This is a genomic window from Ponticoccus litoralis (assembly GCF_039769985.1).
Lineage (GTDB): Bacteria > Pseudomonadota > Alphaproteobacteria > Rhodobacterales > Rhodobacteraceae > Ponticoccus > Ponticoccus litoralis.
Genome location: NZ_JBDNCH010000002.1, coordinates 1,914,941 through 1,940,075, shown reverse-complemented (window position 1 = coordinate 1,940,075; position 25,135 = coordinate 1,914,941). Strand labels below are relative to the sequence as shown.

The following is a 25,135-nucleotide window of genomic DNA, read 5'->3' as shown; positions in this document are numbered from 1 at the left end:
AATGCGCCATCGCCTGAAGGAGAACACCCGTGTCAGATACAAAACCCAGGGGAAGACCGCACCGGTGCAGGCGTGCTGCTGATGGCGCTCGCCGTCACATGGTTCACCTGCATCGACAGTTCCGCCAAATGGCTGATCCTCGGCGGCATCCCGGCGCTGCAGGTGGTCTTTGTCCGCTACCTCGGGCACACGCTGGTGGCCATCGCCACCTTTGCCCCGCAAGAGGGGCTGGCGGCCTTCCGCTCCAACGCGCCGTTCAAGCAGCTCTTGCGGTCGCTGTTCCTGCTGGGCAGCACAACGCTCAACTTCACCGCGCTGCAATACCTGCCGATCACGGTGACGACGACGATCATGTTCGCCGGACCCATCGTGGTGACCCTGCTGGCGATCCCGATCCTTGGAGAACAGGTCGGCCTGCGCCGCATCGTCGCCGTCTGCGTGGGCTTCGTGGGCGTGCTGGTGGTGATGCAGCCCTGGGGCGCCGAATTCCACCCGGCCATGCTGCTGACGCTCGGCGCGCTCTGCATGGCCTCGATGTATTTCATCATGACCCGCCTGCTGGCGGGGGTCGAAGGCAACGCGGTCTCGCAGATCTGGTCCGCCGGCATCGCGGCGGCGGCGCTCTTTCCCTTCGTGCTCAAGGGCTGGACCTGGCCCAGCGGCGTCGACTGGATCGCCTTCCTGCTGATCGGCTGCTTCGGCGCGCTCGGCCATATCGCCGCGACCACGGCGCACCGCTGGGCCGATGCCTCGATCCTGGCGCCGGTGATCTACATCCAGCTCTTCCTGGCCGCCATCGCCAGCATCCTGCTTTTCGATACATGGCCGACGCTCTGGACGCTGGCCGGGGGCAGCATCATCATCGCCTCGGGCCTCTACATCTGGCAACGCGAGCGCATGGTCCGCAAGGGGGGCGTGCGCAAGCCGGTGCCCGCCACCCGCTGACGCAAAAGGGGCGCGGTCTCCCGCGCCCCCTTTCCACGATACCGAACCCGCTCAGCCGCGCCCGATATAGGGCATCGCGCTGGCCATCACGGTGATGAACTGCACGTTCGCCTCCAGCGGCAACGAGGCCATGTGCAGCACCGAAGAGGCCACATGCGCCACGTCCATGACCGGCTCGACCGCGATGGAACCGTCGGCCTGCGGCACACCCGTGGTCATCTTCGCCGCCATGTCGGTCAGCGCGTTGCCGATGTTGATCTGTCCGCAGGCGATGTTGTAGGGCCGCCCGTCCAGCGAAATGGACCGCGTCAGCCCCGTCACCGCGTGTTTCGACGCCGTATAGGCGGCAGAGCCCCAGCGCGGCACATCCGACGAGACAGAGCCGTTGTTGATGATCCGCCCGCCCTGCGGGTCCTGTGCCCGCATCCGGGCAAAGGCCGCGCGCGCGCAGATGAACGACCCGGTGGTGTTGATGTCCATGCAGCGGCGCCAGTCCTCCACCGACAGCTCGTCGATGGTGCCGCCCATGACCGAGATCCCGGCATTGTTGAACAGGCAGTCGATCCGCCCCCACTCGGCCAGCGCCTTGTCGAAGGCGGCGTCGACCTCGGCCTCGTTGACCACGTCGCAGGGCAGCGCCAGCGCGTTCTCGTGGCTGTCGGCCATCTCGGCCACCGTCGCCTCGGTGCGGCTCGACGATGCCGACCTTCCAGCCCGCCGCAAGGAAGGCCTCGGCGCAGGCCTTGCCGATCCCGCGCGCGCCGCCGGTGATGATGATTGTCTGTGTCATGTCCCCTCCATCCCGGGCATCGGCCCGATGGTTCTTCTGTCCTCAAATATCCCGGGGGCGCGCAGCGCGGGGGCAGAGCCCCCTGAAACGCCCCCCGACAGGTGCCGTCAGTGGTTGTCGCGCGGCAGCACGCGGGCGACCTTCTGGTAGGCCGTCGCCAGTTCCGTGCAACCGCCCTCGCCCAGCTGGCCCACGTGGCGGCGGTAGATCTCCTGCCACGGGGTCTGGTTGACGATCTCGGGCGCCTCCCAGTGCCTCCTCGGCGGGCGGCCCACTCGGCCTCGTCGACCAGAGCGTCCATGCGGCTGGCGTTCAGGTCCAGACGCACGGTGTCCCCGGTCTGCAGATAGGCCAGCCCGCCACCGACCACCGCCTCGGGAGAGGCGTTCAGGATCGACGGCGATTCCGAGGTGCCCGACTGCCGCCCGTCGCCCACGGTGGGCAGATGGGCGATGCCCTGCCTGATCAGCGCATCCGGCGGCTGCATGTTCACCACCTCGGCGGAACCGGGATAGCCGACGCAGCCGACGTTGCGGATGAACAGGATGCAGTGCTCGTCGATCTTCAGATCGGGATCGTTGATCCGGTCGTGGTAATCCTCGGGGCCTTCGAAGACCACGGCCCGCGCCTCCAGCACGCCCTCGTTGCCGGGCTGCGACAGGAAGCGTTTCTGGAAATCCTCCGAGATCACGCTGGTCTTCATCAGCGCCGAATCGAAGAGGTTGCCCGACAGGACCTTGAAGCCCGCGTTCCGGCGCATCGGCGCAGCACAGGTCTTGACCACGTCCTCGTCCATGCTCTCGCAGCCGGCCAGGTTCGCGCCCATGCTGTTGCCGGTCGCCGTCATCGCGCCCTCGCGGATATGCCCCGCCTTCATCAGCTCGCCCATGACCGCGGGCACCCCGCCGGCGCGGAAGAAGGATTCGCCCAGGTACTCACCCGCGGGCTGCATGTTCACCAGCAGCGGCACGTCGAAGCCGATGGTCTCCCAGTCCTTGACGTTCAGCTCGACGCCCGCATGCCGCGCCACGGCCTGCAGATGCGGCGGCGCGTTGGTCGAGCCGCCGATGGCAGAGTTCACCACGATGGCGTTCTCGAAGGCCTCGCGGGTCAGGATGTCCGAGGGCTTCAGGTCGTCCAGCACCATCTGCACGATGCGCTTGCCGGTCTCGTAGGCCATGGCCATGCGCTCGCGGAAGGGCGCCGGAATGGCCGAGTTGCCGGTCAGCGACATCCCCAGCGCCTCGGCCATGGCGTTCATCGTCGAGGCCGTGCCCATGGTGTTGCAATGCCCCAGCGAGGGCGCCGAGGAACAGACCCGGGACATGAATTCCTCGTAGTCGATCTTGCCCTCGGCCAGCAGGCGGCGGCTTTCCCAGACGATGGTGCCGGACCCGGCGCGCTTGCCCTTCCACCAGCCGTCCAGCATCGGGCCGCCGTTCAGCGCGATGGCGGGAATGTCGACCGTGGCCGCACCCATCAGCATGGCGGGCGTGGTCTTGTCGCAGCCGGTGGTCAGCACGACGCCGTCCAACGGATAGCCGTGCAGCACCTCGACGAGGCCGAGATAGGTCAGGTTGCGGTCCAGCGCGGCGGTGGGCCGCTTGCCGGTCTCCTGGATCGGGTGGACCGGGAACTCCATCGGCACGCCGCCGGCCTCGCGGATGCCCGCCTTGATGCGGTCCATCAGGAAGACATGGATCTTGTTGCACGGCGCGATGTCGCTGCCCGAGTTGGCAATGCCGATGACCGTACCGCCCGCCACTGGATCTCTTCGCGGGTGAAGGTGCTGTTCTGGTAGCGTTCGACGTAAAGCGCCGTCATCCCCGGGTTGTTCGGATTGTCGAACCACTCTTGCGAGCGGAACCGCTTGTTCGCGCGCGTGTCACTCATGTCTTCTCCTCCGGCGCCTTGGCTGATGTGGCTGCGCCCTTGTGGCAAACTTTCATTTTGGTATACCAAATGCAAGAGGAGTCATACCGCTTTGGGAGGAGGGGTCATGAAAGCAGTCCCGGTTGCGTCGGCCTTGGTGGCGTTTGTCCTGTCCACGGCCCTGCCCGCCGCGGCACAGGAGTTGACGGAGTGCGTCGCGGCACGGATCGATCAGGGCAGCCTCCCCGGCGCCTGTGTGGCAGAAGGCCTGTCGGCCTGCGACAGCGAACCTTCGGACATGCCCGCCGTTGCCATGCTCTGCTACCAGAAGGCGCAGGACGGTTGGGGCGACGGCCTCGCCGCCCGCATGGCAGAGGTCCGCGCGACGGCATCCCAGCAGATCGCGGCCCTGACCTCGGTCGAGGTGAAATACGACCTGCTCGGCAAGCTGATGCAATGCGACCGCCTGGAAGCGCTTGCGCTGATCGGCGAGGGCGATGCGCAGGCGATCCAGCGCGACAAGGCCCGCTGCGCCGCCGCCGCGACCGGGCTGACCCTTGTGCGGCTGCTCATCAGCGCAAAGGATCTGTAGATGACCCCAACACAGGCTTTCTGGCGCGGCTATCGTGACTGCGCCCCCTTCATCGTGATCGTGGCCCCCTACTCGATGCTGTTCGGCGTCGTGGCCCGGGACGCTGGCCTCGACGTGCTTCAGGCCATGGCCATGGCGGTTCTGGTCATCGCGGGGGCCTCGCAGTTCACCGCGCTGGCGCTCTTGCAGGATCAGGCCCCGGTCTTCATCGCGCTGCTGACCGCGCTGGCGGTCAACCTGCGCATGGCAATGTATTCGGCGGCGCTGGTGCCGCATCTGGGCCATGCACGCCTGGGGACACGGGCGCTGATGGCCTACCTGATGGTCGATCAGGCCTTTGCCGTGGCGGTGCGCACCTACGAGGACAATCCGCAGATGCCCAAGGCGGCCAAGGTCGCCTATTACTTCGGCTGCATGATGCTGATCTGCCCGATCTGGTACGGCTTCACGCTGACCGGCGCGCTGGTCGGACAGGCGATCCCGGCCAGCCTCTCGCTGGATTTCGCCGTCCCGGTCTGCTTCATCGCCCTCGCCGCGCCGCTGCTCCGGACCCTGCCGCACATGCTGGCCGCCGGGGTTTCGGCCATTGCGGCGCTGGCCTTCGCCTGGGTGCCCCGGAGTCTCGGGCTCCTGGTCGCGGCGGCGCTGGCCATGGTGACGGGCGCGCAGGCGGAACTCTGGCTGAAGCGCCGGGCTGAAAGGAGTGTCGCATGATCTCGGATACCGCCTTCTGGCTGCTGACCGCCGGGCTGGGGATCGGCACCTTCCTGATCCGCTTCTCCTTCCTGGGACTACTGGGCGGCAGGCAACTGCCGGACTGGGCACTGCTGCACCTGAAATACGTGGGCGTCGCGGTCTTCCCGGCGCTGGTCGCACCGCTGGTACTCTGGCCCGAGGCGACGGGGGGCACAACCGACCTGCCCCGCCTGCTGGCCGCACTGATCGCCTTTGCCGTGGGCCTGCGCGGCAATGTCATCGCCACGATCCTCGCGGGGATGGCGGCGCTCTACGGATTGCAATTTCTCACAGGCTCTTTCTGAAAGGACCACAGCAATGATCGAAGAACCGCCCGTCCTCACCCTGATCGAGGGCTTCCCGCGCCCGACCCAGGCCCAGATCGACGCGCTGAAGGGCATCCCCACCGGATTTGTCTGCGACGCGATGAACGGCCTCGGCTCGCTGGCGACACAGATCGCCCCCATCGGCCCCGACATCGACTGTGTCGCCGTGGGCCCGGCGCTGGTCGCGGACAACGGCGCCGCCGATATCCTCGCCACCCTCGCCGCCATCGAGGTCGCGCAGGCGGGCGACATCGTGGTTGCCTCGGTCGCGGGCCACCGGGGCTGCTCCGCCTCGGGCGATCAGGTCATGGGCATGCTGAAGAACCGCGGCGCCGCGGGTTTCGTCACCGACGGCCCGATGCGCGACTACGAAGGCATCGTCGAGGTCGGCCTGCCGGCATGGTGCACCGGGCTGAACCCGAACTCGCCCTACGGCAGCGGCCCGGGTACGGTCGGCGGCACCGCCGTGGTGGGCGGCGTCAGCGTCAGCAGCGGAGACCTGATCGTCGCCGACCGCAACGGCGTCGTGGTCATCCCCCATGCCCGCATCGACGCGGTCATCGCCCGCGTGGCAGAGGTGAAGGCGCTGGAAGACGGGCTCGAGGCCAAGGTCCGCAACGAAGGCTTCTGCACCCCGGTGGACATCCAGAAGATGCTGGCCGAAGGCCGAGCCGTGAAGGCCTGAACAGAACCCGGGCGCCGGTGACCGCCGGCGCTCTCAGGTATTTGTCTCCAAGAAGAAACCCAAGCCGGCTCTTTCGCGCAGACCTGGGTTTCTTCTTGGCCCAAATACCTTGAAGCCACGCGCGCCCGACGTGGCACCGTCGAAAAGGCGCGCCCCCGGCCATGCTTGCATCTGTTCGCAGGGCAGTGGCCCCGAGCGCGCGCCTCTGTCTTCTTCCCTATCCAGATCCTCACCCCGGCCAACCGCGCCTCCCGGCATCCGGTTCAGGCAAAGGCGCTTCGAGCCCCACCCGAGGCCTGGGTCTTGAAGATCGAGGTATTGTCCTTGGCGGGCGGCAGCGGCATCGTGACCGGCACGTTTGCCAGCCGTGGCGTCAGGCAGGGGGCGCCGGTCACGACACGGTCCTGCAGGTCGGCCCAGAAACCGCGCTGCCCCAGGGCATGGATATAGCTCGAGGCGCCGAGTATCGGCCAGGCGTCGGCGCGGGCCAGTTCGTAAAACAGGATCTTGCGCGCCCGGTCGGACCGGTTCGGCGCAGAGCCGTGCAGCGTGCGGACGTGGTGGATGGTCATGTCGCCCGCCTTGCCGGTCAGGGTCACCGCCTTGTCCTGTTCGAACAACGGATCCTCCGGGTCGACCGCTCCGCAGAACACGCCGCCCGCGTGGTGCGACAGCACCGGGCCCTTGTGGGTGCCGGGGATCACCTTCAGCGGGCCATTGGCCTCGTCCACATCCTCCAGCATCAGGCCGAAGGCCAGCAGGTCGTCGTTGGTATGCGGGTAGAAGGCCCAGTCCTCGGTGCCATTCCACCGCCGCCCCGCCGCCCGGCGCCTTGGTGTTCAGCTTCGAGGTGTTGATATAGGTGTCCGGCCCCAGGAGATCGGTCAGCACCTCGGTCACGCCCGACTGGGTCAGCGCCTCCCAGAACACCGGGTCCTGCTTGTGCGGCAGCTTGATCCGGGTCAGGCGTGGCGCCTCAGCCGTATGGCCGGTGTCGAGATCGTAGACATCGTTGCTGTCGGTCACCTCGCGCGAGGCCTCGATCAGCCGGTTCGTCACCTCCTGAAGGCGCGAGAGCAATGCGCCGGTCACCGCGCCCTCGACCTTGAGATAGCCGTTTTCCGCGTAGAAGTCTTTCTGGTCCTGCGTCAGCATGGCCTATCCTTTCGAACCTGTGTCCGGTTCCCCGGCGGTGATTTCTTCCATATCGATCCCGTTCAGCGCGCCGACGATGTTGGACAGCATCGGCACGTAGTCCTGCCCGGCGCCGATCGCCTCGGCATGGGCAAAGTACTGCCGCGCGGCGCCCGCCATCAGGGTCATCATCCCCGCATCGGTCGCCATGGCATTGACGTAGCGCAGGTCCTTCGCCGCATTGGCGATGGCGAACTTGTGGGCGTCGCGGTTGCGGTCCACCACGTAGTTCATGAAGGTGTCGAAGAAGCCGCAACCCATGCGGCTGGGGGCGATCACCTCGCGCAGCTGCGCCGGGCTGATGCCGACCTTCGCGCCCATCACCACCGCCTCGGAGTAGAGCGCCGCGTAGCTCATGGAGAGGAAGTTCATCATCAGCTTCATCTTGTGGCCCATGCCGACCGCGCCCATGTGGGTGATCGAGCCGGACCAGCAGGCGATGACCGGGCGCACGCGCTCCAGCACCGCGGCGTCCGCGCCGACCATGGCATCCAGCTGGCCCTCTTCCGCCTCCTTCGGCGTCCGGCCCAGCGGCGCGTCGACCATGTGGCAGCCCTTTTCCGCCAGGAGTTTCGCCATGGCGAGGGTCGAGGTCGGGTCCGCGGTCGTGGTGTCGATCACCACCAGCCCTTCGCGCGCACCGGCAAGGATGCCGTCCGGACCCGCGATCACCTCTTCGACCAGCGGCGAGTTGGACAGGCACAGGTGGATGATGTCGCAGCGCTCCGCCATCTCGCGCGGGGTCCGGACCTCTTCCGCCCCCATGCTCTTGAGGCTCTCGACCGGCTCGCGGTTGCGGTTGCCCTTGATGACCAGCGCGTAGCCGCCCTTCAGGATGTTCTTGGCCATGCCGTGACCCATCAGCCCGACGCCGATAAAGCCCACAACGGGTTTCTCTGTCATGCTCCGTTCTCCTCCCAAATCCCGGTTCGATGTATTGCGCCCCAAGGGACGGCGGGCGGGGCGCCTTTCGCGTCAGCGAAACAGCGTCCGCCCGTCGGTCACAGGGATGCGGTGATGCCGCCGTCCACGAACAGCGTATGGCCGTTGACAAAGCTGGACGCGGGCGCCGACAGGAAGACGCAGGCGCCCACCAGCTCCTCGACCTTGCCCCAGCGCCCGGCGGGCGTGCGCTTTTCCAGCCATGCGCTGAACTCGGCATCCGCGACCAGCGCCGCGTTCAGAGGCGTATCGAAATAGCCCGGCGCGATGGCGTTGCAGTTCAGCCCGTGTTTCGCCCAGTCGGTGGCCATGCCCTTGGTCAGGTTGCCGATGGCGCCCTTGGAGGCCACGTAGGGCGCGATCCCGGGCCGGGCCAGCGCCGTCTGCACCGAGGCGATATTGATGATCCGTCCGGCGCCGCGCTTGATCATGTGGCGCGCAACCGCTTGGCCCACGTAGAAGGCAGAGTTCACATTGGTCCGCATCAGCCGGTCGAAGGCCTCGACCGGGAAATCCTCCAGCGGGGTGCGGTGCTGCATCCCGGCGTTGTTCACCAGGATGTCGATGGCGCCCTTTTCCGCCTCGAAGCCGTCGATGGCGGCGCGCACGCCCTCGGCATCGGTGGCGTCGAAGACCAGTTCTTCGACCGTCGCGCCCTCGGCCCGCAGCGCTTCGGCGGCCTCGGCCAGCCGTTCGGCGTTGCGCGCGTTCAGAACGACAGAGGCCCCCGCCTGCGCCAGACCGCGCGCCAGCGCGAACCCGATCCCCATGGAAGAGCCGGTCACGAGCGCCCGGCGCCCGCTGAGATCGAAAAGTTGCATGTGTCCTCCCGTCCTGCCGCCCGTGGCAGAGGTTGACATTTCGTGCCCGAGCAGACTTGATTGCGCAAAATGGTATACCATTCCGGCGCACATGCAAGGCGCCACCTGGAGGACACCCATGAAAGCGCTTTACGCCCATGCGGCGCGCGACCTGCGCCTGTCGCCCTGTGACGCGGGCGACCCCGGTGCCGGAGAGGTCCGCCTTCGGCTCGCCCGTGGCGGGATCTGCGGGTCCGACCTGCACTATTACCAACACGGCGGCTTCGGCACCGTGCGCCTGAAGGAACCGATGATCCTCGGGCACGAGGTCTCGGGCCATGTCGAGGCGGTCGGCGACGGGGTCGAGGGGCTGGCGCCCGGCGATCTGGTGGCCGTCTCGCCCTCGCGGCCCTGCGGCGCCTGCGGGGAATGTCTGCGCGGCCTGCCGAACCACTGCCTGAACATGCGCTTCTACGGCTCTGCCATGCCCTTCCCGCATATTCAGGGCGCCTTCCGCGAGGTGATCGTGGCCGATGCCGCGCAATGCGTGAAGGCCGAGGGGCTGAGTGCCGCAGAGGCCGCCATGGCCGAACCGCTGTCGGTCACGCTGCACGCGGTGCGCCGCGCCGGTAGCCTCGTCGGCAAGCGTGTGCTGGTCACCGGGTCCGGTCCCATCGGCGTGCTGGCGGTGCTTTGCGCGCGTCGCGCCGGGGCCGAAGAGATCATCGTCACCGATATCGCCGACGGCGTACTGGGTTTCGCGCGCGAGGCCGGGGCGGACATGACGCTGAACACGCTCAGCGACCCCGAGGCGCTGGCCCCGTACCAGCAGGGCAAGGGCAGCGTCGATGTGCTGTTCGAATGCTCGGGCGCCGAACCGGCCCTGCGCGGCGGCATCGCGGCGCTGCGCTCGCAGGGCCTTGCGGTGCAGCTTGGCATGTCCGGCGACATGAGCATTCCGCTGATGCAGGTCACCGCCAAGGAACTGTCGCTGATGGGCTCCTTCCGCTTTCACGAGGAATTCGGCACCGCCGTCGCGCTGATGCAGAAGGGGCTGATCGACGTCAAACCGCTGCTCACGCATAGCTTCGCCTTCGACGACTTCCAGAAGGCCTTCGACACAGCCGGCGACCGCAGCCGCGCCATGAAGGTGCAGCTGGAAATCGCCTGATGCTGACCTTCGCCGCGGCCGTCTTCTTTCTGATCGTGACGCCCGGTCCGGGTGTCCTTTCGGCTGCGGGCGTGGGATCGGGCTATGGCTTCCGCGCCGGGCTTCGCTATCTCACCGGCCTCTTCATCGGCACCAATATCGTCGCGCTTGGCGTGATTTCGGGCGTGGCCGCCGTGGTGCTGGCGGTTCCGGTGGTGCGCACGGTGCTGATGGTGGCCTCTGTCGGCTACCTGCTGTATCTCGCCGCCGGGATCGCCTTTGCCGGGTCGAAACTGGCCTTCATCGAGGCCAAGACCGCGCCCGGCATCGGTTCCGGCCTGCTGTTGCAGGCGATCAACCCCAAGGCCTATGCCGTCAACACCACGCTTTTCGCGGGCTTCCCCTTTGCCCCGGACAATCTGGCCTTCGAGACCATCGCCAAGCTGGTGATCGTTGCCGCGATCTGGATCCCGATCCACCTCGGCTGGCTCTACGCCGGTGCAACCCTGCACCGCCTGAACCTGTCCGAGACGGCGCACCGCCGGATCAACCACCTGATGGCCGCCTCGATGCTGGCGGTCGTTGCCCTTGCCCTTTACGCCGGACTGACCCCGTCATGACCATCGACACCGCCCTTTCCCGCCTGACCGACCTGCTTGGCGACCGCCTGTCCACCTCGGACGCGGACCTTGCCCTGCACGGCCAGAACGAGACCTATTACGCCGACACCCCGCCGCATGGCGTCGCCTATCCCGAGACCACCGAAGAGGTCTCGGAGATCCTGAAGATCTGCCACGACGAAAACTGCCCGGTGACCGCCTACGGCGCGGCCTCCTCTCTGGAGGGCCAGCACCTTGCGATCCGTGGCGGCATCAGTCTCGACATGAACCGGATGAACCGCGTGCTGGCGGTCAATGCCGAGGACATGAACGCCGTCGTGCAACCGGGCCTGACGCGCATCGCGCTGAACGAGGAACTGCGGGCCACGGGCCTGTTCTTCAGCGTCGATCCCGGCGCCGATGCCTCTATGGGCGGGATGGCGGCGACGCGGGCCTCGGGCACGACCGCCGTCAGATACGGCACCATGCGCGACAACATCCTCGCCATGGAGGCGGTCATGGCCGACGGCACGGTGATCCGCACCGGCACCAAGGCACGCAAATCCTCGACCGGCTACGACCTCAACCACCTCTTGATCGGGTCAGAGGGCACGCTGGGCATCATCACCGAACTGACGGTGAAGCTGCACGGCATCCCCGAGGCCATCTCGGCGGCCACCTGCCGCTTCGAGTCCGTCGAGGATGCGGTCAATTGCGTGATCCTGACCATCCAGTCCGGCCTGCCCATGGCGCGGATCGAGCTGCTGGACGAGATGATGGTGCGCGGCTTCAACCAATACGCCGGTGCGGGCCTGCCCGAGAAGCCGCACCTCTTCCTAGAATTCCACGGCTCGCCCGCCGGTGTGACCGAGCAGATGGAAACCTTCGCCGCCCTCGCCGGGGACTTCGGCGCCGAGGCCATGAAGACCGCCACCACGACAGAGGACCGCAACGCGCTTTGGGCGATGCGGCACAAGGCGCATTACGCCTCCGCCGCGCTGGGGGCCGGCAAGCACATCTGGCCCACGGATGTTTGCGTTCCGATCTCGCAACTGGCAGAGGCAGTGGTGCAGGCCCAACGCGACGCCGTCGCCATGGGTCTGACCTGCACCATCGTCGGCCATGTCGGCGACGGCAACTTCCACGCCGGCCTGTCGGTCGATCCCGGCAATGCCGACGAGATGGCCCGCGCCAAGCTGTTCACCGGCAAGCTGGCCGAAACCGCGCTGCGCCTTGGCGGCACCGTCAGCGGAGAGCACGGGATCGGCATCGGCAAGCAGGGCTACATGGACGCCGAACACGGCCCCGCGCTGGCCTATATGCGCGCGATCAAGCAGGGGTTCGACCCCAAGAACATCCTGAATCCCGGCAAGATGCTGCCGGACAACCACTGAGGAGACGCCATGCTGCCGACATCCAACCCCGATCCCGACGCCCTTCTGATCGGCCGCGTCTGGCGCGAGGGGCTTGGCCCCTCCGTCGTGCGCGTCGCCGGGTCCGCCCTGATGGACATCACCTCGCGGCAGGTGCCCACGGTCTCGGCCCTGCTGGAGCGCGACGACCTCGTGGACTACGTCCGGGGCGCGGCGGGTGAGCTGATCGGGTCGCTGGACGACGTGGCCTCTGGCACGCTGAAGCTGCTGGCGCCCTGCGATCTTCAGGCCGTGAAGGCCAGCGGCGTGACCTTCGCCGAAAGCATGGTCGAACGGGTGATCGAGGAACAGGCGGCGGGCGACGCCGACCGCGCCGACGAGATCCGCAAGAAGGTGCAGTCGGTCATCGGCGACAGCCTTTCCGGCATCGAGCCGGGCAGCGAGAAGGCGATGGAGGTCAAGCGCGTCCTTCAGGCAGAGGGCCTGTGGTCCGCCTATCTGGAAGTCGGCATCGGCCCCGACGCCGAGGTCTTCACCAAGTGCCAGCCCATGGCCTCTGTCGGCTGGGGCGATTTGATCGGTCTGCACCCGATCTCGACCTGGAACAACCCGGAACCGGAAATCGTGCTCGCCGTGACCTCGACCGGCAAGATCGTCGGCGCGACGCTGGGCAACGACGTGAACCTGCGCGACGTCGAGGGGCGGTCGGCCCTGCTCTTGGGCAAGGCCAAGGACAACAACGCCTCGTGCTCGATCGGGCCCTTCCTGCGGCTGTTCGATGACAGCTTCGGCATGGACGACGTGGAGAACGCCGAGCTGACCCTGACGGTCGAGGGCGAGGACGGCTTTACCCTGAACGGCCATTCCTCGATGACCAAGATCAGCCGCCGCCCCGCCGATATCGTCAAGCAGACCATCGGCCAGCACCACCAGTACCCCGACGGCTTCATGCTGTTCCTCGGCACGCTCTTCGCGCCCATTCAGGACCGCGACAAGCCCGGTCAGGGCTTCACCCACAAGATGGGCGACGTGGTCCGCATCGAAGAGGCCAAGCTGGGCCAGCTGAAGAACACCGTCCGCCTGTCGACCGAATGCCCCCCGTGGGAGTTCGGGGCAGGCGCGCTGATGCGCAACCTCGGCCAGCGGGGCCTGCTGTGAGCCGCCTGCTCTGCGTCGGAGAGATCATGGTCGAGATGGCCCCCGCCGACGGGGGGCTGTTCGGCATGGGTTTTGCCGGGGATACCTTCAACACGGCGTGGTACGCGCGCCGCCTGCTGCCCGATGACGTGGGCGTCGGCTACCTGACCGCCGTCGGCACCGACGCCGTGTCCGATAGCATGGTGGATTTCATCGCGGCGCAGGGTGTCGACGCCAGCGCCGTGCAGCGGGTCCCGGACCGCACCGTGGGCCTCTACATGATCCAGTTGCAGGATGGAGAGCGCAGCTTTTCCTACTGGCGCGGGCAATCGGCGGCCAAGACGCTGGCCGATGACGCGGCGGCGCTGGACGCGGCCTTCGCCGAGGCCTCGGTGATCCAGTTCTCAGGGATAACGCTGGCGATCCTGTCGGACGCGGCGCGCGCCCGGTTCTGCGCGGCCCTGACCCGCGCGCGGGCCAATGGCGCGCATGTGGCCTTTGACACCAACCTGCGCCCGCGCCTCTGGGCCGGGCCGCAGGCGATGCGCGACGGGCTGTTGCTGGGCGCGGGCGTCGCCGACACCGTGCTGCCCTCGTTCGACGAGGAACAGATGTGCTTCGGCGACGCGACCCCGGCCGAGACCATCGCCCGTTACCGCGCGGCAGGGGCCCGCACCGTCGTCGTCAAGAACGGCGCCGACCGCTGCCACATCTGGGACGCGGACGAAGGCGAGGCGACCCATGACCCCGCCCCCGTGGCCCGGGTCGTGGATTCCACCGCTGCCGGGGACAGCTTCGGCGCCGGCTTCCTTGCGGCCCGCATGACGGGCGCATCAGCCCTTGAGGCCACGCAGCAGGGCGCGGCGCTTGCGGGCAAGGTGGTGCAGAAACGCGGCGCGTTGGCGCCGGAGATTTTCGAATAAACGGAGGAGAGACAATGAAGGTTCTTATCATCGGCGGCGGCGGTCTCGTCGGTCAGAAACTGGCGCGCAAACTGGCCGAGCGCGGCACCCTGCGCGGTGAAACCATCGACACGATGGTCCTTGCCGACATCGTCGACCCGCAGCCGGTCGAGGCCGGTTTCACGGTCGAGACCGCGGCCTGCGACATCGCCGACCCGGCATCGCTGGCGGCGACCATCGACGACAAGACCGACGTGATCTACCTGCTGGCCGCCATCGTCTCGGCGCAGGCCGAAGAGGACCTGGATATCGGCCTCAAGGTCAACATGATGGGCACGCTCAACGTGCTGCAACGCTGCCGCGAGCTGGGCACCAAGCCGGTGCTGGTCTTCACCTCTTCGGTGGCGGTGAACGGCGGCGAGGTCGAGCAGCCCTACAACGACCAGACGCTTCTGAACCCGCAGACCTCCTACGGCGCGCAGAAGGCCATCGGCGAACTCTTGGTCAACGACTTCTCGCGGCGCGGTCTGGTCGACGGGCGCGGCTTCCGCCTGCCGACGATCTCGGTGCGTCCCGGCAAGCCCAACCGCGCGGCCTCGGGCTTCATGTCGTCGATCTTCCGCGAGCCGCTTCAGGGCGAGACCGCGAATTGCCCGGTGGACGAGGACTTCAACCACTACTACCTCAGCCCGCGCAAATGCGTCGAGAACCTGATCAAGGGCGCCGAGATCCCCGAAGAGAAGCTGGGCAAGAACCGCTGCATGATGATGCCGGGCCGGGTCTGGACGATTCGCCAGATGATCGACGCCATGACGGCGGTCGTGGGCCCCGAAACGGCAGAGCGTATCACCTGGAACAAGCAGCCAGAGCTTGACGCGATCCTCGCGGGCTGGCGCATGGACATCCGCGCCGACAAGGCAGAGGCGCTGGGTCTGGAAGCCGACGCCAGCTTCGAGGACAACATCCGCTACTTCCTCGAAGACGACATCGCCAAGTGATGCACCCCGGGCGCCCGTCAGCGGGCGCCCTGCGGGACGGCGGGCCGGGCTGCGGTGCCACGGCACTGGATGGCCCCCTGCCCCGCACCGAACATGCCCAGCCGCACAAAGGCGGCCCCGGCAAGGCACATCAGGACCGCTCACCGCCTCGGCGCAACAGGCTCCGGCAGGGGCACCCTTGCCCTTACTTGTCGGACTTGTCGGCCTCCGGATCGGCCTGCCCCACGCCCTTGAAGACGAATTTGAACGGCAAGGCCCAGAGGAAGCCCAGCCCCACGTAGACGAGGAATTCCACCGCGATCGAGGGCCGGTCCAGCCAGTTCACGGTCGTCACCGCCGCCACGATATAGGCGGGCAGACCCACCAGCAGGATCACCAGCGACCAGCGCCGCCGCGCCTTGTAACTCAGGGCCATGGCCTGTCTCCCGTTGCGCGGACCGGCATGACGCCCGCCCGCGTTCCTGCATTCCGCGCCCGCATCGGCGCGCTGTCTGCGGCGCCGCGCAGATCATGCCTGCACAGCACCGTCAATCCAACCCGGCAGCGGCGGCTGGTTCGCGACGCCGCCCGGGACCGGGCCGCGCCAGAGTGTCGTTGCGGGGTGGAGTCGCCCCCACCCTGCCGCGCTCAATCCGCGAAGGGATCGGTCACGAGGATCGTGTCGTCGCGTTCCGGCGAGGTCGAGAGCAGCGCCACCGGGCAGCCGATCAGTTCCTCGACCCGGCGCACGTATTTCACCGCAGCGCCCGGCAGGTCGGCCCAGGACCGCGCGCCTTCGGTCGATTCGCTCCAGCCTTCCATCTCTTCGTAGACGGGCGTGCAGCGCGCCTGTTCCTCGCTGGCGAAGGGCAGGTAATCCAGCCGCTTGCCGTCCAGCTCGTAGCCGACGCAGATCTTCAGTGTCTCGAAACCGTCGAGCACGTCGAGTTTGGTCAGCGAGATGCCGTTGACGCCCGAGGTCGCGCAGGTCTGGCGCACCAGGGCCGCGTCGAACCAGCCACAGCGCCGCTTGCGGCCCGTGACGGTGCCGAATTCGCGCCCGCGCTCGCCCAGCCGCTGGCCGTCGTCATCGTCCAGCTCGGTCGGGAAGGGGCCTTCTCCGACGCGGGTGGTATAGGCCTTCACGATGCCCAGCACGTAGTCGATGGCGCCCGGCCCGATGCCGGTGCCCGTGGCCGCCTGCCCGGCGATCACGTTCGAGGAGGTAACGAAGGGATAGGTGCCGAAGTCGATGTCCAGCAGCGCGCCCTGCGCCCCCTCGAAGAGGATCCGCGTGCCCGCCTTGCGCTTTTCGTTCAGCACCTTCCAGACCGGCGCGGCATAGGGCAGGATCTGCTCGGCGATCTCGCTCAGCGCGGCGATCAGCGCCTCGCGGTCCACCGGCTCGATCCCCAGCCCCTTGCGCAGCGGGTCGTGGTGCTGCAGCGCGCGGTCCACCCGCGCCTCCAGCGTCGCCCGGTCGGCAAGATCCGCGACACGCACCGCGCGGCGGTCGACCTTGTCCTCGTAGGCGGGGCCGATGCCGCGCCCGGTGGTGCCGATCTTGGTGCCCTTCGAGGCCGCCTCTTCGCGCGCCCGGTCCAGCTCTCCGTGGATCGGCAGGATCAGCGGCGTGTTCTCGGCGATCATCAGCGTCTCGGGCGTGATCTCGACGCCCTGCTCGCGGATCGTCGCGATCTCCTTCACCAGGTGCCAGGGATCCAGCACCACGCCGTTGCCGATCACCGACAGCTTGCCGCCGCGCACCACGCCCGAAGGCAGCGCGTTCAGCTTGTAGACCTTGCCGTCGATGACAAGCGTATGACCCGCGTTGTGCCCGCCCTGAAAGCGGCAGATGACGTCGGCGCGTTCCGACAGCCAGTCCACGATCTTGCCCTTGCCCTCGTCGCCCCACTGAGCGCCCACGACAACCACATTCGCCATATCGGTCCCCTTCTTTGCCGGGAAATGTCTGCAAACCCGCGCCGGTATAGTCGCCGCGCGCCACGGGTGAAACCGCTAAATCGCGGCAAGAGGCTGGACAGGGGCGAATGAAGAGGGCAGCAAGGCAGCGATCCGAACGGGAGCCCGCCCATGTCCTTCACCCTTCGCTGGCTTTTCGCCTTCCTCCTGCTGGCCGCCACCTACAATCCGACGCGGCTCAACTTCCTCCGCTGGGCAGAGGCCAACTGGTCCACGCAGATGCCGCTGGTCGTGCTGGCGGCGCTGGTCCTGCTGGTGGGCTACGTGATCTACATTCGCGCCACCCTGCGGTCGATCGGCGCCTCCGGCATGCTGCTTGTGCTGGCCCTGGTGGGCGCGATCCTCTGGGTGCTCTGGGACTTCGGCCTCGTCAGCCTCGACAACCCCGGCTTCGCCACATGGCTCGGCATCCTCGCGCTCTCCATCGTGCTGGGCGTGGGCCTGTCCTGGTCCATCATCCGCCGCCGCCTGTCCGGTCAGGTCGACATGGACGACGTCGAAGAATAGCGCCACACCGGCCCCGACGCCGCGATCTGCACCGTCGGGGCGAGGGGCCAGCCCCTCGCGCTCCCCGGGATATTTGTGGACAGAAGAAACAGGGGCCGGCCCGCCCCTTCTTCTGTCCACAGATATCCTGGGGTCCGGGGTGAAACCCCGTACCGGTCGCCTCGCGCAAGCGAGGCGAAACCCTGTCCGATCAGTTCACCGCGGTCGGCAGCGCCGCGCCCTCCAGAAAGGCCCGCACGTTGGCCAGCTGCAACAGCGCCATATCGCGCCGGGTCTCGACCGATCCGGACCCCTGGTGCGGCTGCAACACGACGTTCTCCAGCTTCAGGAAGCGCGGATCCAGATTGGGTTCGTTCAGGAAGACATCCAGCCCGGCCCCGCCGATCCGCCCCTCTTCCAGCGCGTCCAGCAAAGCCCCCTCGTCGACCGTCGTCCCGCGCGAGATGTTCACCAGCACGCCGCGCGGCCCCATGGCGTCGATCACCTCCTTGGACACGTAGCCCTCGGTCGCCGATCCGCCGACCAGAGCCACGACAAGGAAATCCACCGCGCCCGCAAGGCGCGCCGGATCGGCATGATAGGTCCAGCCCGGCGTCTCCTTCTCGGAGCGCGAATGGTAGTGGATCTCCATCTTGAAGGCCGCCAGCCGGTCCGCGATCTCACGCCCGATCCGCCCCAGCCCCACGATTCCCACCGTCGAGCCCGAGACCTTGCGGTTCAGCGGAAGCTCGCCCTTCTTCGCCCAATCGCCCGAACGCACATGCGCCTCACCCAGACGCATGGTCCGCGCCTGCGCCAGCAGCATCGCCACGGCAAGGTCCGCCACATCGTCCGACAGCACATCCGGCGTGTTCGTCACCTTGATGCCCCGCGCGCTGGCCGCCGCCACGTCGATGGCATCGTAACCCACGCCATAGTTCGCAATCACGCCAAGGTTCGGGAAGAGGTCCATCTCGGCCCCGCCAAAGGGCTTGTGCCCCTTGTAGGCCACCGCGCGAATCGCTCTGCGCTGGCCCTCGGGCACGCCGGACATGGCATCAGGGCCGTCCACAAATGTCGCGGGATAGGCCTCGGCAAGCCGCGCGCGCTCGTCTTCCTTGAAGCTCGCGCCAGAGATCAGCAGGACAGGGTCAGTCATCGGTCAGGCCTTTCACAGCAGGTCACGGATGCGCCGCAGCGCCTCCTGAATGTTCTCGGTGGAATTGGCATAGGAGAAGCGCAGGTAACCCTCGCCATGGGCGCCGAAGGAGGTCCCGGCCACGGTCGCCACCCCCGCCTCGTCCAGGAAGCGGTCCTGCGCCTGCATGGCCGTCAGCCCGGTGCCCTCGATGTTCGGGAAGGCATAGAAGGCGCCCGCGCAATCGGCGCAGCGCACCCCCGGCAGGGCGTTCAGCCCCTCGACGATCACCTGGCGGCGCCTGTCGAACTCGGCCACCATGCGCGTCACCTCGTCCTGCGGCCCTTCCAGCGCGGCGATACCCGCGAACTGGGTCGCGGCGTTGACGCAGGAATGGTCGTTGATGCACAGGCGCGTGACGTGGTCCACGAGGCTCTCGGGCCAGACCGCGTAACCCAGCCGCCAGCCGGTCATGGCATAGGTCTTGGACCAGCCGTCCAGCATGATCAGCCGGTCGCGGATCTCGGGATATTGCAGCAGGCTGACGTGCTCGCGCCCGCCATAGAGCATGTTGGAATAGATCTCGTCCGACATCAGCGCGACCTGCGGGTGCTCCATCAGCCCGGCGACCAGCTTGTCGATCTCCGCGCGCGGCGTGACCCCGCCCGTGGGGTTGGCGGGCGAGTTGATGATGATCAGCCGCGTCTTCTCGGTGATCTGGCCCAGCACCTCCTCGGCGGAGAAGGCAAAGCCGTTCTCTTCCCTCAGCGCGATCGGCACCGGGGTGGCGCCGGAATACTTGATCACCGATTCGTAGATCGGAAAGCCGGGGTTGGGATACATGATCTCGGCGCCCGGTTCCCCGAACATCAGGCAGGCAAAGAACATCGTCGGCTTGCCGCCCGGCTGCACCACCACGTGATCCGGGTTCACCTCGACCCCGTGACGGCGGTTCAGGTCGGCGGCCACCGCCTGCCGCAGCGCCGGCAACCCGTTCGCCGGCGTATAGCCGTGATGGCCGTCCTGCAGAGCCTTGATCCCGGCCTCGACGATATGCTCGGGCGTGCGGAAATCCGGCTGACCGATGCCGAGATTGATGATGTCGCGCCCCTCGGCGGCCAGCTTGCCCGCGCGCGCCAGCACGACAAAGGCCGACTCGGTGCCAAGCCGGGACATGCCCCCGGCAAGCTTCAACTGCGTCATGGCGTGTTCTCCTCCCGTCGCGGCCACCCTGAGCGGCCAGGTTTCGCAATTTGGTATACCAAAATCCGCCCCAAGGGAAAGCCGCTTTCACCGCCTCGCAACAGGCCGTCCCACAGCGCAGAGACGCGCACACCTCGTGTTTCTTCTTGGCAAAAATACCTCTGTGCGACGGCGCCGCCCGAACCGGACCTGTCCGACAAGGCGCGCCTGCGGGCATCTTTTCTGCAAAAAAGCCACCCGAAGGAGGCATCCAACCGCGCCGCCTGCCGGGGACGGCGCGGCGGAGGGGCCTCAGCGGGTCAGGGTGAACCAGCCCAGCGTGTCCTCGGTCGGGCCGCCGGGCTTGTATTCCGCGCCCATCGGTGCGGCCCATCCCAGTGCGTCGATCACCTTGAACATATACGAGAAATCCACCTCGCCCCGGTCCGGTGCACCACGGTCCGGCACCCCCGCGAACTGGATATGGCCGATGATGGGCAAGAGTCTCTTCAGTCGGTTGGTCAGGTCGCCCTCCATCAGCTGCACGTGGTAGCAATCGAACATCAGCTTCAGGTTCGGCGCCCCCACCGCCTCGATCACCGCGCGCGCGTGGCCCGTGGTCGCAAGGTAGTAGCCCGGTGCGTCGTAGTGGTTCAGGGGCTCGATCAGCACCGTGATCCCATGCGGATGCGCCGCCTCGCAGGCGTAGGAGAGATTGGCGACAAAGGCCGCGTCCGCCTCTGCGCCAGAGGCGAAACCGGCCATGACATGCACGTTGGCCGCGCCGATGGCCCGGGCGTAGGCCAGCGCCTCGTCGATGGCGGCGCGGGCCTCGGCCTCGCGGCCCGGCAGCGCGGCCAGCCCGTTTTCGCCCGCCGCCGTATCGCCGCGCCGGGTGTTCAGGCCCAGCATCGGCAGGCCGGTCTCTTCCAGCGCCGCGCGGACCTCTGCGACCGGCTCGTCATAGGGCCAGTGACATTCCACCGCGTCGAACCCCGCCGCCTTCGCGGCATGGATCGCCTCGGCCAAAGGCCGGTCGGTCCAGAGGAAACCAAGGTTGGCCGAAAACTTCATGTGTCCCACTCCACGTCGAATGTATTGACCACCGCGCGGACCTGTCCGCCGGTCAGGGGCTCCGCCCCCATGCCGCGCGTCATCAGCGCCAGCCGGGCGGTGGCTTCCAGTTCCTCGATGGCGTTGCAGGCCGCCTCGACGTCCTTGCCCGCCACCACGGGGCCGTGGTTGGCCAGCATCACCGCCGAGCGCTTGCCCGCCAGCCCGCGCACCGCCTGCCCCATGGCCGGATCGCCCGGCACGAAGAAGGGCAGCAGCTTCACCCGGCCCACCTGCATGATGCCATAGGGCGTGTAAGCGGGCAGGAAGTTGTCCTCGTCCACCCCCGGCAGCAGCGACAGCGCGACCGAGTGGCAGCTGTGCAGGTGCACCACCGCCCCCGCGGTGCCGCGCGTGTCGTAGAAGGCCGTGTGCAGCGGCATTTCCTTGGTCGGCCTGTCGCCGTCGATATGCTGGCCCGCCGCGTCGAAGCGCGCCAGCCGCCCGGGATCGAGCCGGCCGAAGCTGGTGCCGGTGGGCGAGACCAGCAGGCCGCCGTCCTCAGTCCGGGCCGAGATATTGCCGGTCGAGCCATGGGTCAGCCCCCGGTCGAAGAGCGATTTCGCCAGCGTGCAAAGCTGCTCGCGCAGGCGGGCCTCTGCGCTCATGCCGTGGCCCCCAGCGCGTCGGCAAAGAAGGTCTCGGCGCCGAAATTGCCGGACTTCAGCGTGATCGCGATGCGCGCGCCGCCGCTGTCGCAGGTGCACCAGGGCACGCCGGGCGCGATTTCCGCGCCGATGTCCAGCCGCGCGATGCCCAGCGCCTGCGACACCGCACCCGAGGTTTCGCCGCCCGCGACGACGATGCGCCGCGCGCCCCTGTCCCGCGCCGCGACTGCCAGTTTCGCCAGCGCGCGCTCGACCACGGCGCCCGCCTCTTCGCGGCCCAGCGCGGCCTGCGCGGCGCGCACCTGGTCGGGCTCTGCCGTGGCATAGAGCAGCGGTGCCTTGCCAAGATCCTGCGCGGCGAGCCAGTCCAGCGCCTGCTGCGGGCCTTCCTCGTCCAGCTTGACCGGATCGAGGCGGAAGCTGACCGCGCCGGTGGCCTTGTAGGCCTCGACCTGCCTGCGGGTCATGGCAGAGCAGCTGCCGGACAGGACCACCGCGCCGGGGCCGATCTGCTCGGGCGCCTTGGCGGTATCCGCCTTCAGCGCCCCGTCCTGCATCCAGAGCGCAGGCAGCGGCATGGCGACGGCGCTGCCGCCGGTCATCAGCGGCATGTTCCGGCAGGCCTCGGCGATGGTATAGAGATCCTCGTTCGCCACCGCGTCGATGACCACATGGGCGACGCCCTCGCCGGCCAGACGCGCCAGTTCCGCCCTGAGCGCCTCGGCGCCCTGCGCCACGGTCAGCCGGTCGGCAAGGCCCACGGGCCGCGTCACCTGCGGCTCCAGCAGGCGCATCAGGTTGGAATCGGTCATCGGCGTCAGGGGATGGTCCTTCATCGGGCTTTCCGCCAGCGGCTGACGCCCGACGAAGAGGTTGCCCATGAAGATCGACCGGCCGTTTTCCGGGAAGGCGGGGCAGTAGATCGTCTGATCGGTGCCAAGGTCCGCCATCAGCGCCTCGGCGACCGGGCCGATATTGCCCTCGGGCGTCGAATCGAAGGTCGAGCAGTATTTCCAGAAGAAGCGCTGCGCGCCCGCCGCCTGCAGCCACTTCAGCGCGGCGCGGCAGTCGGCGACGGCCTTGTCCACCGGTTCCGTCCGGCATTTCAGCGCGATAACCTCGAAGGGGGCGGTGTCGGTGGGCGGTGCGTCCGGCACCCCCAGCCGCAGCGAGACCGGCACGCCGGAACGGGCCAGAAGGCCGGCAAGGTCGGTGGCGCCGGTGAAATCGTCGGCGATGGCTCCGAGAAGGGTCATGTCTTGTCTCCCGGCAGGCTCAGGCCTGCGTGCGTGGCGTAAAGTTTGGCAATGGCGGCGTCGTCCTCGCCCCCCATGCCCATGCCGCTGGCCGCGACCCACTGCTGCAGCGCCGCCGCCGTCAGGGGCGCGCTGAACTTGGCGCTGCGGGCGATATCGGAGACGATGCCGAGATCCTTCAGCCAGATGTCCACGGCAGAGAGCGGCGTGTAGTCGCCCGAAACCACATGCGGCGCGCGGTTTTCAAGCACCCAGCTGGTGCCGGCGCATTCGGGGATGACCTCGACGAATTGCTCGGGTGTGACGCCCTGGGTCATGCCGAAGGTCATGGCCTCGCCCATGGCGGCCAGATGCACGCCGACCAGCAGCTGGTTGATCGCCTTCATGGCAGAGCCCGGCCCGGCCTCGTCGCCCAGTTCGAAGACCCCGGCGGCCATGGCGTCGAGCACCGGGCGCGCCCCGGCGAAGGCCTCGGGTGCGCCGGAGGCCATGACCGACAGCTCGCCCGAGGCGGCCTTGACCTGCCCGCCCGAGATCGGCGCGTCGAGGTAGAGCACCCCCGCCTCGGCACAGCGCGCGGCCATGGCGCGGGCGAAGTCCGGCGCGACGGTGGCGCAGGAGACCACGACGGCGCCGGGTTTCATCTGCGCCACGGCGCCCTGCTCTCCGAAGAGCACCGCCTCGGTCTGCGCGGCGTTCACCACGACGGTCACGACAACATCGGCCTCTGCGTAGTCGCCGGGGCCGGTCACGGGCCTGCCGCCCTCGCCCGCGAAGCGATCCACCCGGGCGGCGTTGACGTCGGCGCCCCATGTCTCGAGCCCTGCTTTCAGGCAGTTTGCCGCCACCCCATAGCCCATGGAGCCGAGGCCGATCACGGCCACCCTTGTCTGTGTCACGATGTCCTCCCGGAAGGTCTGATTGCGCTACCAGCACATTCGGGGCGGATCATCCCTTGCCGGAGCAAAAAGCGCAAGCGGATCGCTCGGAGGGCGCTTTTTCGGCAGCGTGGCAAGGGCTTGAGGCGCTGCGCAGAGGTATTTGGACCAAGAAGAAACCCCGGGGGAGGCGCAGGATCGCGGCGTGGGACGGCTTGCCGGGGTCAGATCACGTTCTTCTCGAGAAAGGGGGTGCCGGTCAGGATACGGTCCACGCCCAGCGGCGAGAGATCGAGTGTGCGGTAGGCGCCGTGGACGATCAGTTCGGCAATGGCGCGTCCGGTGGCCGGGGCCTGCTGAAGGCCGTGGCCGGAGAAGCCGTTGGCAAAGAGCATGTTCGGCACCTCGGGGTGCGGGCCGACGATCATGTTTTGGTCGAGCCTGTTCCAGGCATAGTGGCCGGCCCAGCTGCGGATCACCTTGATCGCCTCGAAAGCCTCGGAGCGGGCGGCGAGGACGGGCCAGATCCGCTCTTCGAACTCGGCGTGGCTGGGCTCGAAATCACCGACATCCACGGCGCGGTCGTCTTCCGGCGGGCATTGGGTCATGAAATAGTGGCCCTCGGGGCGGCAGTAGACACCCGAGGGGTCGATCATCAGCGGCAGACGGCCATGGTTGACGCGGGCCGAGCCCTCGGGGCTTCGGGCGCAGTCGTAGAGGAAGACCGTGCGCTTGCGCGGCTCGACCGGGATGTGCAGCCCGGCCATCCGCGCCACCTGTGCAGCGCGCGGCCCGGCGGCGTTGACCAGCGTGCCGCAGGAGACCCGGCGGCCCGAGGCGAGGGTGACATGGGTGATGCGGCTGCCCGCGCGCGCGAGGCCGGTGACCTCGTCGCGGATATAGTCGACACCCTGCGCCCGGGCCCTGTTGCGAAAGCCGTTCATCAGGCCGGTGTTGTCGAACCAACCCTCGCCGCTTTGCCCGTAGGAGGCGAGGCGGATATCCCCGGTCCTCAGGTGCGGGAAGGCCGCGGCCAGTTCTTCCGGCGACCAGAGCACGACATCGGCGCCGCAGGCCCGTTGCACCGCGTGGTTTTCGCGCAGGGTTCGTTCCTGGTCCGGTGTCGCGGCAAGGTAGAGATAGCCGCCCTCGTGGAAGTTCAGGTCGGGCGCGTCCTCTCCGCTGGCCATGCATCGGGCGAAGTCGCGGATCACCTCGGCGCCATACTGGCTGATGGCCACGTTGATCGCGTTGGAGAACTGGGTGCGGATCGAGGCCGCCGACAGCGCCGTCGAGGCCTGCGCATAGCTCGGGTCGCGTTCGACCACCAGCACGCGCCCGTCGAACCCTTCGGCGCCGGACAGGTAGCAGGCCACGCTGGACCCGATCGCCGCGCCCCCCACGATCACCACGTCGTAGACTTCCGACATTGCCTGCCTTTCGTTGTCTGCCGGACTCAGGTTCCACGTTGC

The 25,135-nt window shown here is 67.9% G+C and carries 24 protein-coding genes and 3 pseudogenes; 12 read left to right on the top strand and 15 right to left on the bottom strand.

What is annotated here, in order from left to right; all coding sequences use genetic code 11:
- The first annotated feature begins 81 nt into the window (after nt 1–81).
- Nucleotides 82–945: a DMT family transporter gene (locus tag ABFB10_RS10520; RefSeq protein WP_347166492.1), complete on the top strand. Its 864-nt coding sequence runs from the start codon at nt 82–84 to the stop codon at nt 943–945.
- 51 nt (nt 946–996) lie between these two features.
- Here the strand turns inward: ABFB10_RS10520 and ABFB10_RS10515 are convergent.
- A pseudogene (locus ABFB10_RS10515) lies at nt 997–1,735 on the bottom strand (SDR family oxidoreductase).
- Between the two features lie 107 nt (nt 1,736–1,842).
- A pseudogene (locus tag ABFB10_RS10510) lies at nt 1,843–3,628 on the bottom strand (IlvD/Edd family dehydratase).
- Nucleotides 3,629–3,734: 106 nt separating this feature from the next.
- Here ABFB10_RS10510 and ABFB10_RS10505 point away from each other — a divergent pair.
- The 4 genes from ABFB10_RS10505 to ABFB10_RS10490 are packed head-to-tail and all read left to right on the top strand — an operon-like array spanning nt 3,735 to nt 5,945.
- On the top strand, nt 3,735–4,199 hold the full coding sequence (locus ABFB10_RS10505; RefSeq protein WP_347166491.1) for a hypothetical protein: 465 nt from the start codon (nt 3,735–3,737) through the stop codon (nt 4,197–4,199).
- Entirely contained in the window at nt 4,200–4,913 is a 714-nt protein-coding gene (locus ABFB10_RS10500) for an AzlC family ABC transporter permease (RefSeq protein WP_347166490.1), read from the top strand.
- The gene (locus ABFB10_RS10495; protein ID WP_023850283.1) at nt 4,910–5,239 is read left to right on the top strand and encodes an AzlD domain-containing protein; all 330 of its coding nucleotides are present in this window, start codon (nt 4,910–4,912) and stop codon (nt 5,237–5,239) included. The genes ABFB10_RS10500 and ABFB10_RS10495 overlap by 4 nt, the downstream gene beginning before the upstream one ends.
- Before the next feature lie 13 nt (nt 5,240–5,252).
- Complete coding sequence (locus tag ABFB10_RS10490; protein WP_347166489.1) at nt 5,253–5,945, top strand: RraA family protein; 693 nt, start codon at nt 5,253–5,255, stop codon at nt 5,943–5,945.
- A 263-nt stretch (nt 5,946–6,208) separates the two neighbouring features.
- On the opposite strand, the gene ABFB10_RS10485 is transcribed toward ABFB10_RS10490, so the two are convergent.
- The 4 genes and pseudogenes from ABFB10_RS10485 to ABFB10_RS10470 form a co-directional block, all read right to left on the bottom strand.
- On the bottom strand, nt 6,209–6,688 hold the full coding sequence (locus tag ABFB10_RS10485) for a phytanoyl-CoA dioxygenase family protein (protein ID WP_347166488.1): 480 nt from the start codon (nt 6,686–6,688) through the stop codon (nt 6,209–6,211).
- A gap of 115 nt (nt 6,689–6,803) precedes the next feature.
- Nucleotides 6,804–7,100 (bottom strand): annotated as a pseudogene (locus ABFB10_RS10480) (phytanoyl-CoA dioxygenase family protein); the annotation flags it as partial.
- A 3-nt stretch (nt 7,101–7,103) separates the two neighbouring features.
- Complete coding sequence (locus ABFB10_RS10475) at nt 7,104–8,042, bottom strand: NAD(P)-dependent oxidoreductase (protein WP_347166487.1); 939 nt, start codon at nt 8,040–8,042, stop codon at nt 7,104–7,106.
- Between the two features lie 98 nt (nt 8,043–8,140).
- Complete coding sequence (locus tag ABFB10_RS10470) at nt 8,141–8,902, bottom strand: SDR family oxidoreductase (RefSeq protein WP_347166486.1); 762 nt, start codon at nt 8,900–8,902, stop codon at nt 8,141–8,143.
- Between the two features lie 118 nt (nt 8,903–9,020).
- Here ABFB10_RS10470 and ABFB10_RS10465 point away from each other — a divergent pair, with 118 nt between their 5' ends.
- From ABFB10_RS10465 to denD, 6 genes are read left to right on the top strand one after another with little or no spacing between them, the layout of a single operon-like run.
- The gene (locus ABFB10_RS10465; protein WP_347166485.1) at nt 9,021–10,052 is read left to right on the top strand and encodes an L-idonate 5-dehydrogenase; all 1,032 of its coding nucleotides are present in this window, start codon (nt 9,021–9,023) and stop codon (nt 10,050–10,052) included.
- Nucleotides 10,052–10,651, top strand: a complete 600-nt coding sequence (locus ABFB10_RS10460; RefSeq protein ID WP_347166484.1) for a LysE family translocator — start codon at nt 10,052–10,054, stop codon at nt 10,649–10,651. Before ABFB10_RS10465 ends, ABFB10_RS10460 begins: the two co-directional genes overlap by 1 nt.
- Nucleotides 10,648–12,024: an FAD-binding oxidoreductase gene (locus ABFB10_RS10455; protein WP_347166483.1), complete on the top strand. Its 1,377-nt coding sequence runs from the start codon at nt 10,648–10,650 to the stop codon at nt 12,022–12,024. Before ABFB10_RS10460 ends, ABFB10_RS10455 begins: the two co-directional genes overlap by 4 nt.
- 9 nt (nt 12,025–12,033) lie before the next feature.
- Complete coding sequence (locus ABFB10_RS10450; RefSeq protein ID WP_347166482.1) at nt 12,034–13,161, top strand: fumarylacetoacetate hydrolase family protein; 1,128 nt, start codon at nt 12,034–12,036, stop codon at nt 13,159–13,161.
- Nucleotides 13,158–14,063 carry a sugar kinase gene (locus ABFB10_RS10445; RefSeq protein WP_347166481.1) on the top strand — a complete coding sequence of 302 codons (906 nt, stop codon included), beginning with the start codon at nt 13,158–13,160 and terminating at the stop codon, nt 14,061–14,063. The genes ABFB10_RS10450 and ABFB10_RS10445 overlap by 4 nt, the downstream gene beginning before the upstream one ends.
- 14 nt (nt 14,064–14,077) lie before the next feature.
- Nucleotides 14,078–15,040 carry a D-erythronate dehydrogenase gene (gene denD, locus ABFB10_RS10440; RefSeq protein WP_347166480.1) on the top strand — a complete coding sequence of 321 codons (963 nt, stop codon included), beginning with the start codon at nt 14,078–14,080 and terminating at the stop codon, nt 15,038–15,040.
- Nucleotides 15,041–15,224: 184 nt separating this feature from the next.
- Here denD and ABFB10_RS10435 read toward each other — a convergent pair whose 3' ends face one another.
- The gene (locus tag ABFB10_RS10435) at nt 15,225–15,455 is read right to left on the bottom strand and encodes a DUF2842 domain-containing protein (protein ID WP_347166479.1); all 231 of its coding nucleotides are present in this window, start codon (nt 15,453–15,455) and stop codon (nt 15,225–15,227) included.
- Between the two features lie 212 nt (nt 15,456–15,667).
- Nucleotides 15,668–16,963 carry an adenylosuccinate synthase gene (locus tag ABFB10_RS10430; protein ID WP_347166478.1) on the bottom strand — a complete coding sequence of 432 codons (1,296 nt, stop codon included), beginning with the start codon at nt 16,961–16,963 and terminating at the stop codon, nt 15,668–15,670.
- A 150-nt stretch (nt 16,964–17,113) separates the two neighbouring features.
- On the opposite strand from ABFB10_RS10430, the gene ABFB10_RS10425 reads away from it, so the two are divergent.
- Nucleotides 17,114–17,509, top strand: a complete 396-nt coding sequence (locus ABFB10_RS10425; protein WP_347166477.1) for a DUF6524 family protein — start codon at nt 17,114–17,116, stop codon at nt 17,507–17,509.
- Between the two features lie 190 nt (nt 17,510–17,699).
- On the opposite strand, the gene ABFB10_RS10420 is transcribed toward ABFB10_RS10425, so the two are convergent.
- The 7 genes from ABFB10_RS10420 to ABFB10_RS10390 form a co-directional block, all read right to left on the bottom strand.
- A complete protein-coding gene (locus tag ABFB10_RS10420; RefSeq protein WP_347166476.1) occupies nt 17,700–18,647 on the bottom strand; it encodes a 2-hydroxyacid dehydrogenase in 948 nt (315 codons plus the stop codon).
- A gap of 12 nt (nt 18,648–18,659) precedes the next feature.
- A complete protein-coding gene (locus ABFB10_RS10415) occupies nt 18,660–19,829 on the bottom strand; it encodes a pyridoxal phosphate-dependent aminotransferase (protein ID WP_347166475.1) in 1,170 nt (389 codons plus the stop codon).
- Between the two features lie 291 nt (nt 19,830–20,120).
- Nucleotides 20,121–20,882 (bottom strand): hydroxypyruvate isomerase family protein, encoded by a 762-nt coding sequence (locus ABFB10_RS10410; protein ID WP_347166474.1) that lies wholly within the window; start codon nt 20,880–20,882, stop codon nt 20,121–20,123.
- Complete coding sequence (otnC, locus tag ABFB10_RS10405; RefSeq protein ID WP_347166473.1) at nt 20,879–21,529, bottom strand: 3-oxo-tetronate 4-phosphate decarboxylase; 651 nt, start codon at nt 21,527–21,529, stop codon at nt 20,879–20,881. Before otnC ends, ABFB10_RS10410 begins: the two co-directional genes overlap by 4 nt.
- Complete coding sequence (gene otnK / locus ABFB10_RS10400) at nt 21,526–22,785, bottom strand: 3-oxo-tetronate kinase (protein ID WP_347166472.1); 1,260 nt, start codon at nt 22,783–22,785, stop codon at nt 21,526–21,528. Before otnK ends, otnC begins: the two co-directional genes overlap by 4 nt.
- Nucleotides 22,782–23,684, bottom strand: a complete 903-nt coding sequence (gene ltnD / locus ABFB10_RS10395; protein WP_347166471.1) for an L-threonate dehydrogenase — start codon at nt 23,682–23,684, stop codon at nt 22,782–22,784. The genes otnK and ltnD overlap by 4 nt, the downstream gene beginning before the upstream one ends.
- A 203-nt stretch (nt 23,685–23,887) precedes the next feature.
- A complete protein-coding gene (locus ABFB10_RS10390) occupies nt 23,888–25,093 on the bottom strand; it encodes an NAD(P)/FAD-dependent oxidoreductase (protein ID WP_347166470.1) in 1,206 nt (401 codons plus the stop codon).
- Between the last annotated feature and the right edge of the window lie 42 nt (nt 25,094–25,135).

Excerpts from the sequence above, each read along its gene's own strand:
- ABFB10_RS10520 (WP_347166492.1), top strand. The coding sequence starts at position 82 with ATGGCGCTCGCCGTCACATGGTTCACCTGCATCGACAGTTCCGCCAAA.
- ABFB10_RS10505 (WP_347166491.1), top strand. The coding sequence starts at position 3,735 with ATGAAAGCAGTCCCGGTTGCGTCGGCCTTGGTGGCGTTTGTCCTGTCC.
- ABFB10_RS10500 (WP_347166490.1), top strand. The coding sequence starts at position 4,200 with ATGACCCCAACACAGGCTTTCTGGCGCGGCTATCGTGACTGCGCCCCC.
- ABFB10_RS10495 (WP_023850283.1), top strand. The coding sequence starts at position 4,910 with ATGATCTCGGATACCGCCTTCTGGCTGCTGACCGCCGGGCTGGGGATC.
- ABFB10_RS10490 (WP_347166489.1), top strand. The coding sequence starts at position 5,253 with ATGATCGAAGAACCGCCCGTCCTCACCCTGATCGAGGGCTTCCCGCGC.
- ABFB10_RS10485 (WP_347166488.1), bottom strand. The coding sequence starts at position 6,688 with ATGCTGGAGGATGTGGACGAGGCCAATGGCCCGCTGAAGGTGATCCCC.
- ABFB10_RS10475 (WP_347166487.1), bottom strand. The coding sequence starts at position 8,042 with ATGACAGAGAAACCCGTTGTGGGCTTTATCGGCGTCGGGCTGATGGGT.
- ABFB10_RS10470 (WP_347166486.1), bottom strand. The coding sequence starts at position 8,902 with ATGCAACTTTTCGATCTCAGCGGGCGCCGGGCGCTCGTGACCGGCTCT.
- ABFB10_RS10465 (WP_347166485.1), top strand. The coding sequence starts at position 9,021 with ATGAAAGCGCTTTACGCCCATGCGGCGCGCGACCTGCGCCTGTCGCCC.
- ABFB10_RS10460 (WP_347166484.1), top strand. The coding sequence starts at position 10,052 with ATGCTGACCTTCGCCGCGGCCGTCTTCTTTCTGATCGTGACGCCCGGT.
- ABFB10_RS10455 (WP_347166483.1), top strand. The coding sequence starts at position 10,648 with ATGACCATCGACACCGCCCTTTCCCGCCTGACCGACCTGCTTGGCGAC.
- ABFB10_RS10450 (WP_347166482.1), top strand. The coding sequence starts at position 12,034 with ATGCTGCCGACATCCAACCCCGATCCCGACGCCCTTCTGATCGGCCGC.
- denD (WP_347166480.1), top strand. The coding sequence starts at position 14,078 with ATGAAGGTTCTTATCATCGGCGGCGGCGGTCTCGTCGGTCAGAAACTG.
- ABFB10_RS10435 (WP_347166479.1), bottom strand. The coding sequence starts at position 15,455 with ATGGCCCTGAGTTACAAGGCGCGGCGGCGCTGGTCGCTGGTGATCCTG.
- ABFB10_RS10430 (WP_347166478.1), bottom strand. The coding sequence starts at position 16,963 with ATGGCGAATGTGGTTGTCGTGGGCGCTCAGTGGGGCGACGAGGGCAAG.
- ABFB10_RS10425 (WP_347166477.1), top strand. The coding sequence starts at position 17,114 with ATGTCCTTCACCCTTCGCTGGCTTTTCGCCTTCCTCCTGCTGGCCGCC.
- ABFB10_RS10420 (WP_347166476.1), bottom strand. The coding sequence starts at position 18,647 with ATGACTGACCCTGTCCTGCTGATCTCTGGCGCGAGCTTCAAGGAAGAC.
- ABFB10_RS10415 (WP_347166475.1), bottom strand. The coding sequence starts at position 19,829 with ATGACGCAGTTGAAGCTTGCCGGGGGCATGTCCCGGCTTGGCACCGAG.
- ABFB10_RS10410 (WP_347166474.1), bottom strand. The coding sequence starts at position 20,882 with ATGAAGTTTTCGGCCAACCTTGGTTTCCTCTGGACCGACCGGCCTTTG.
- otnC (WP_347166473.1), bottom strand. The coding sequence starts at position 21,529 with ATGAGCGCAGAGGCCCGCCTGCGCGAGCAGCTTTGCACGCTGGCGAAA.
- otnK (WP_347166472.1), bottom strand. The coding sequence starts at position 22,785 with ATGACCCTTCTCGGAGCCATCGCCGACGATTTCACCGGCGCCACCGAC.
- ABFB10_RS10390 (WP_347166470.1), bottom strand. The coding sequence starts at position 25,093 with ATGTCGGAAGTCTACGACGTGGTGATCGTGGGGGGCGCGGCGATCGGG.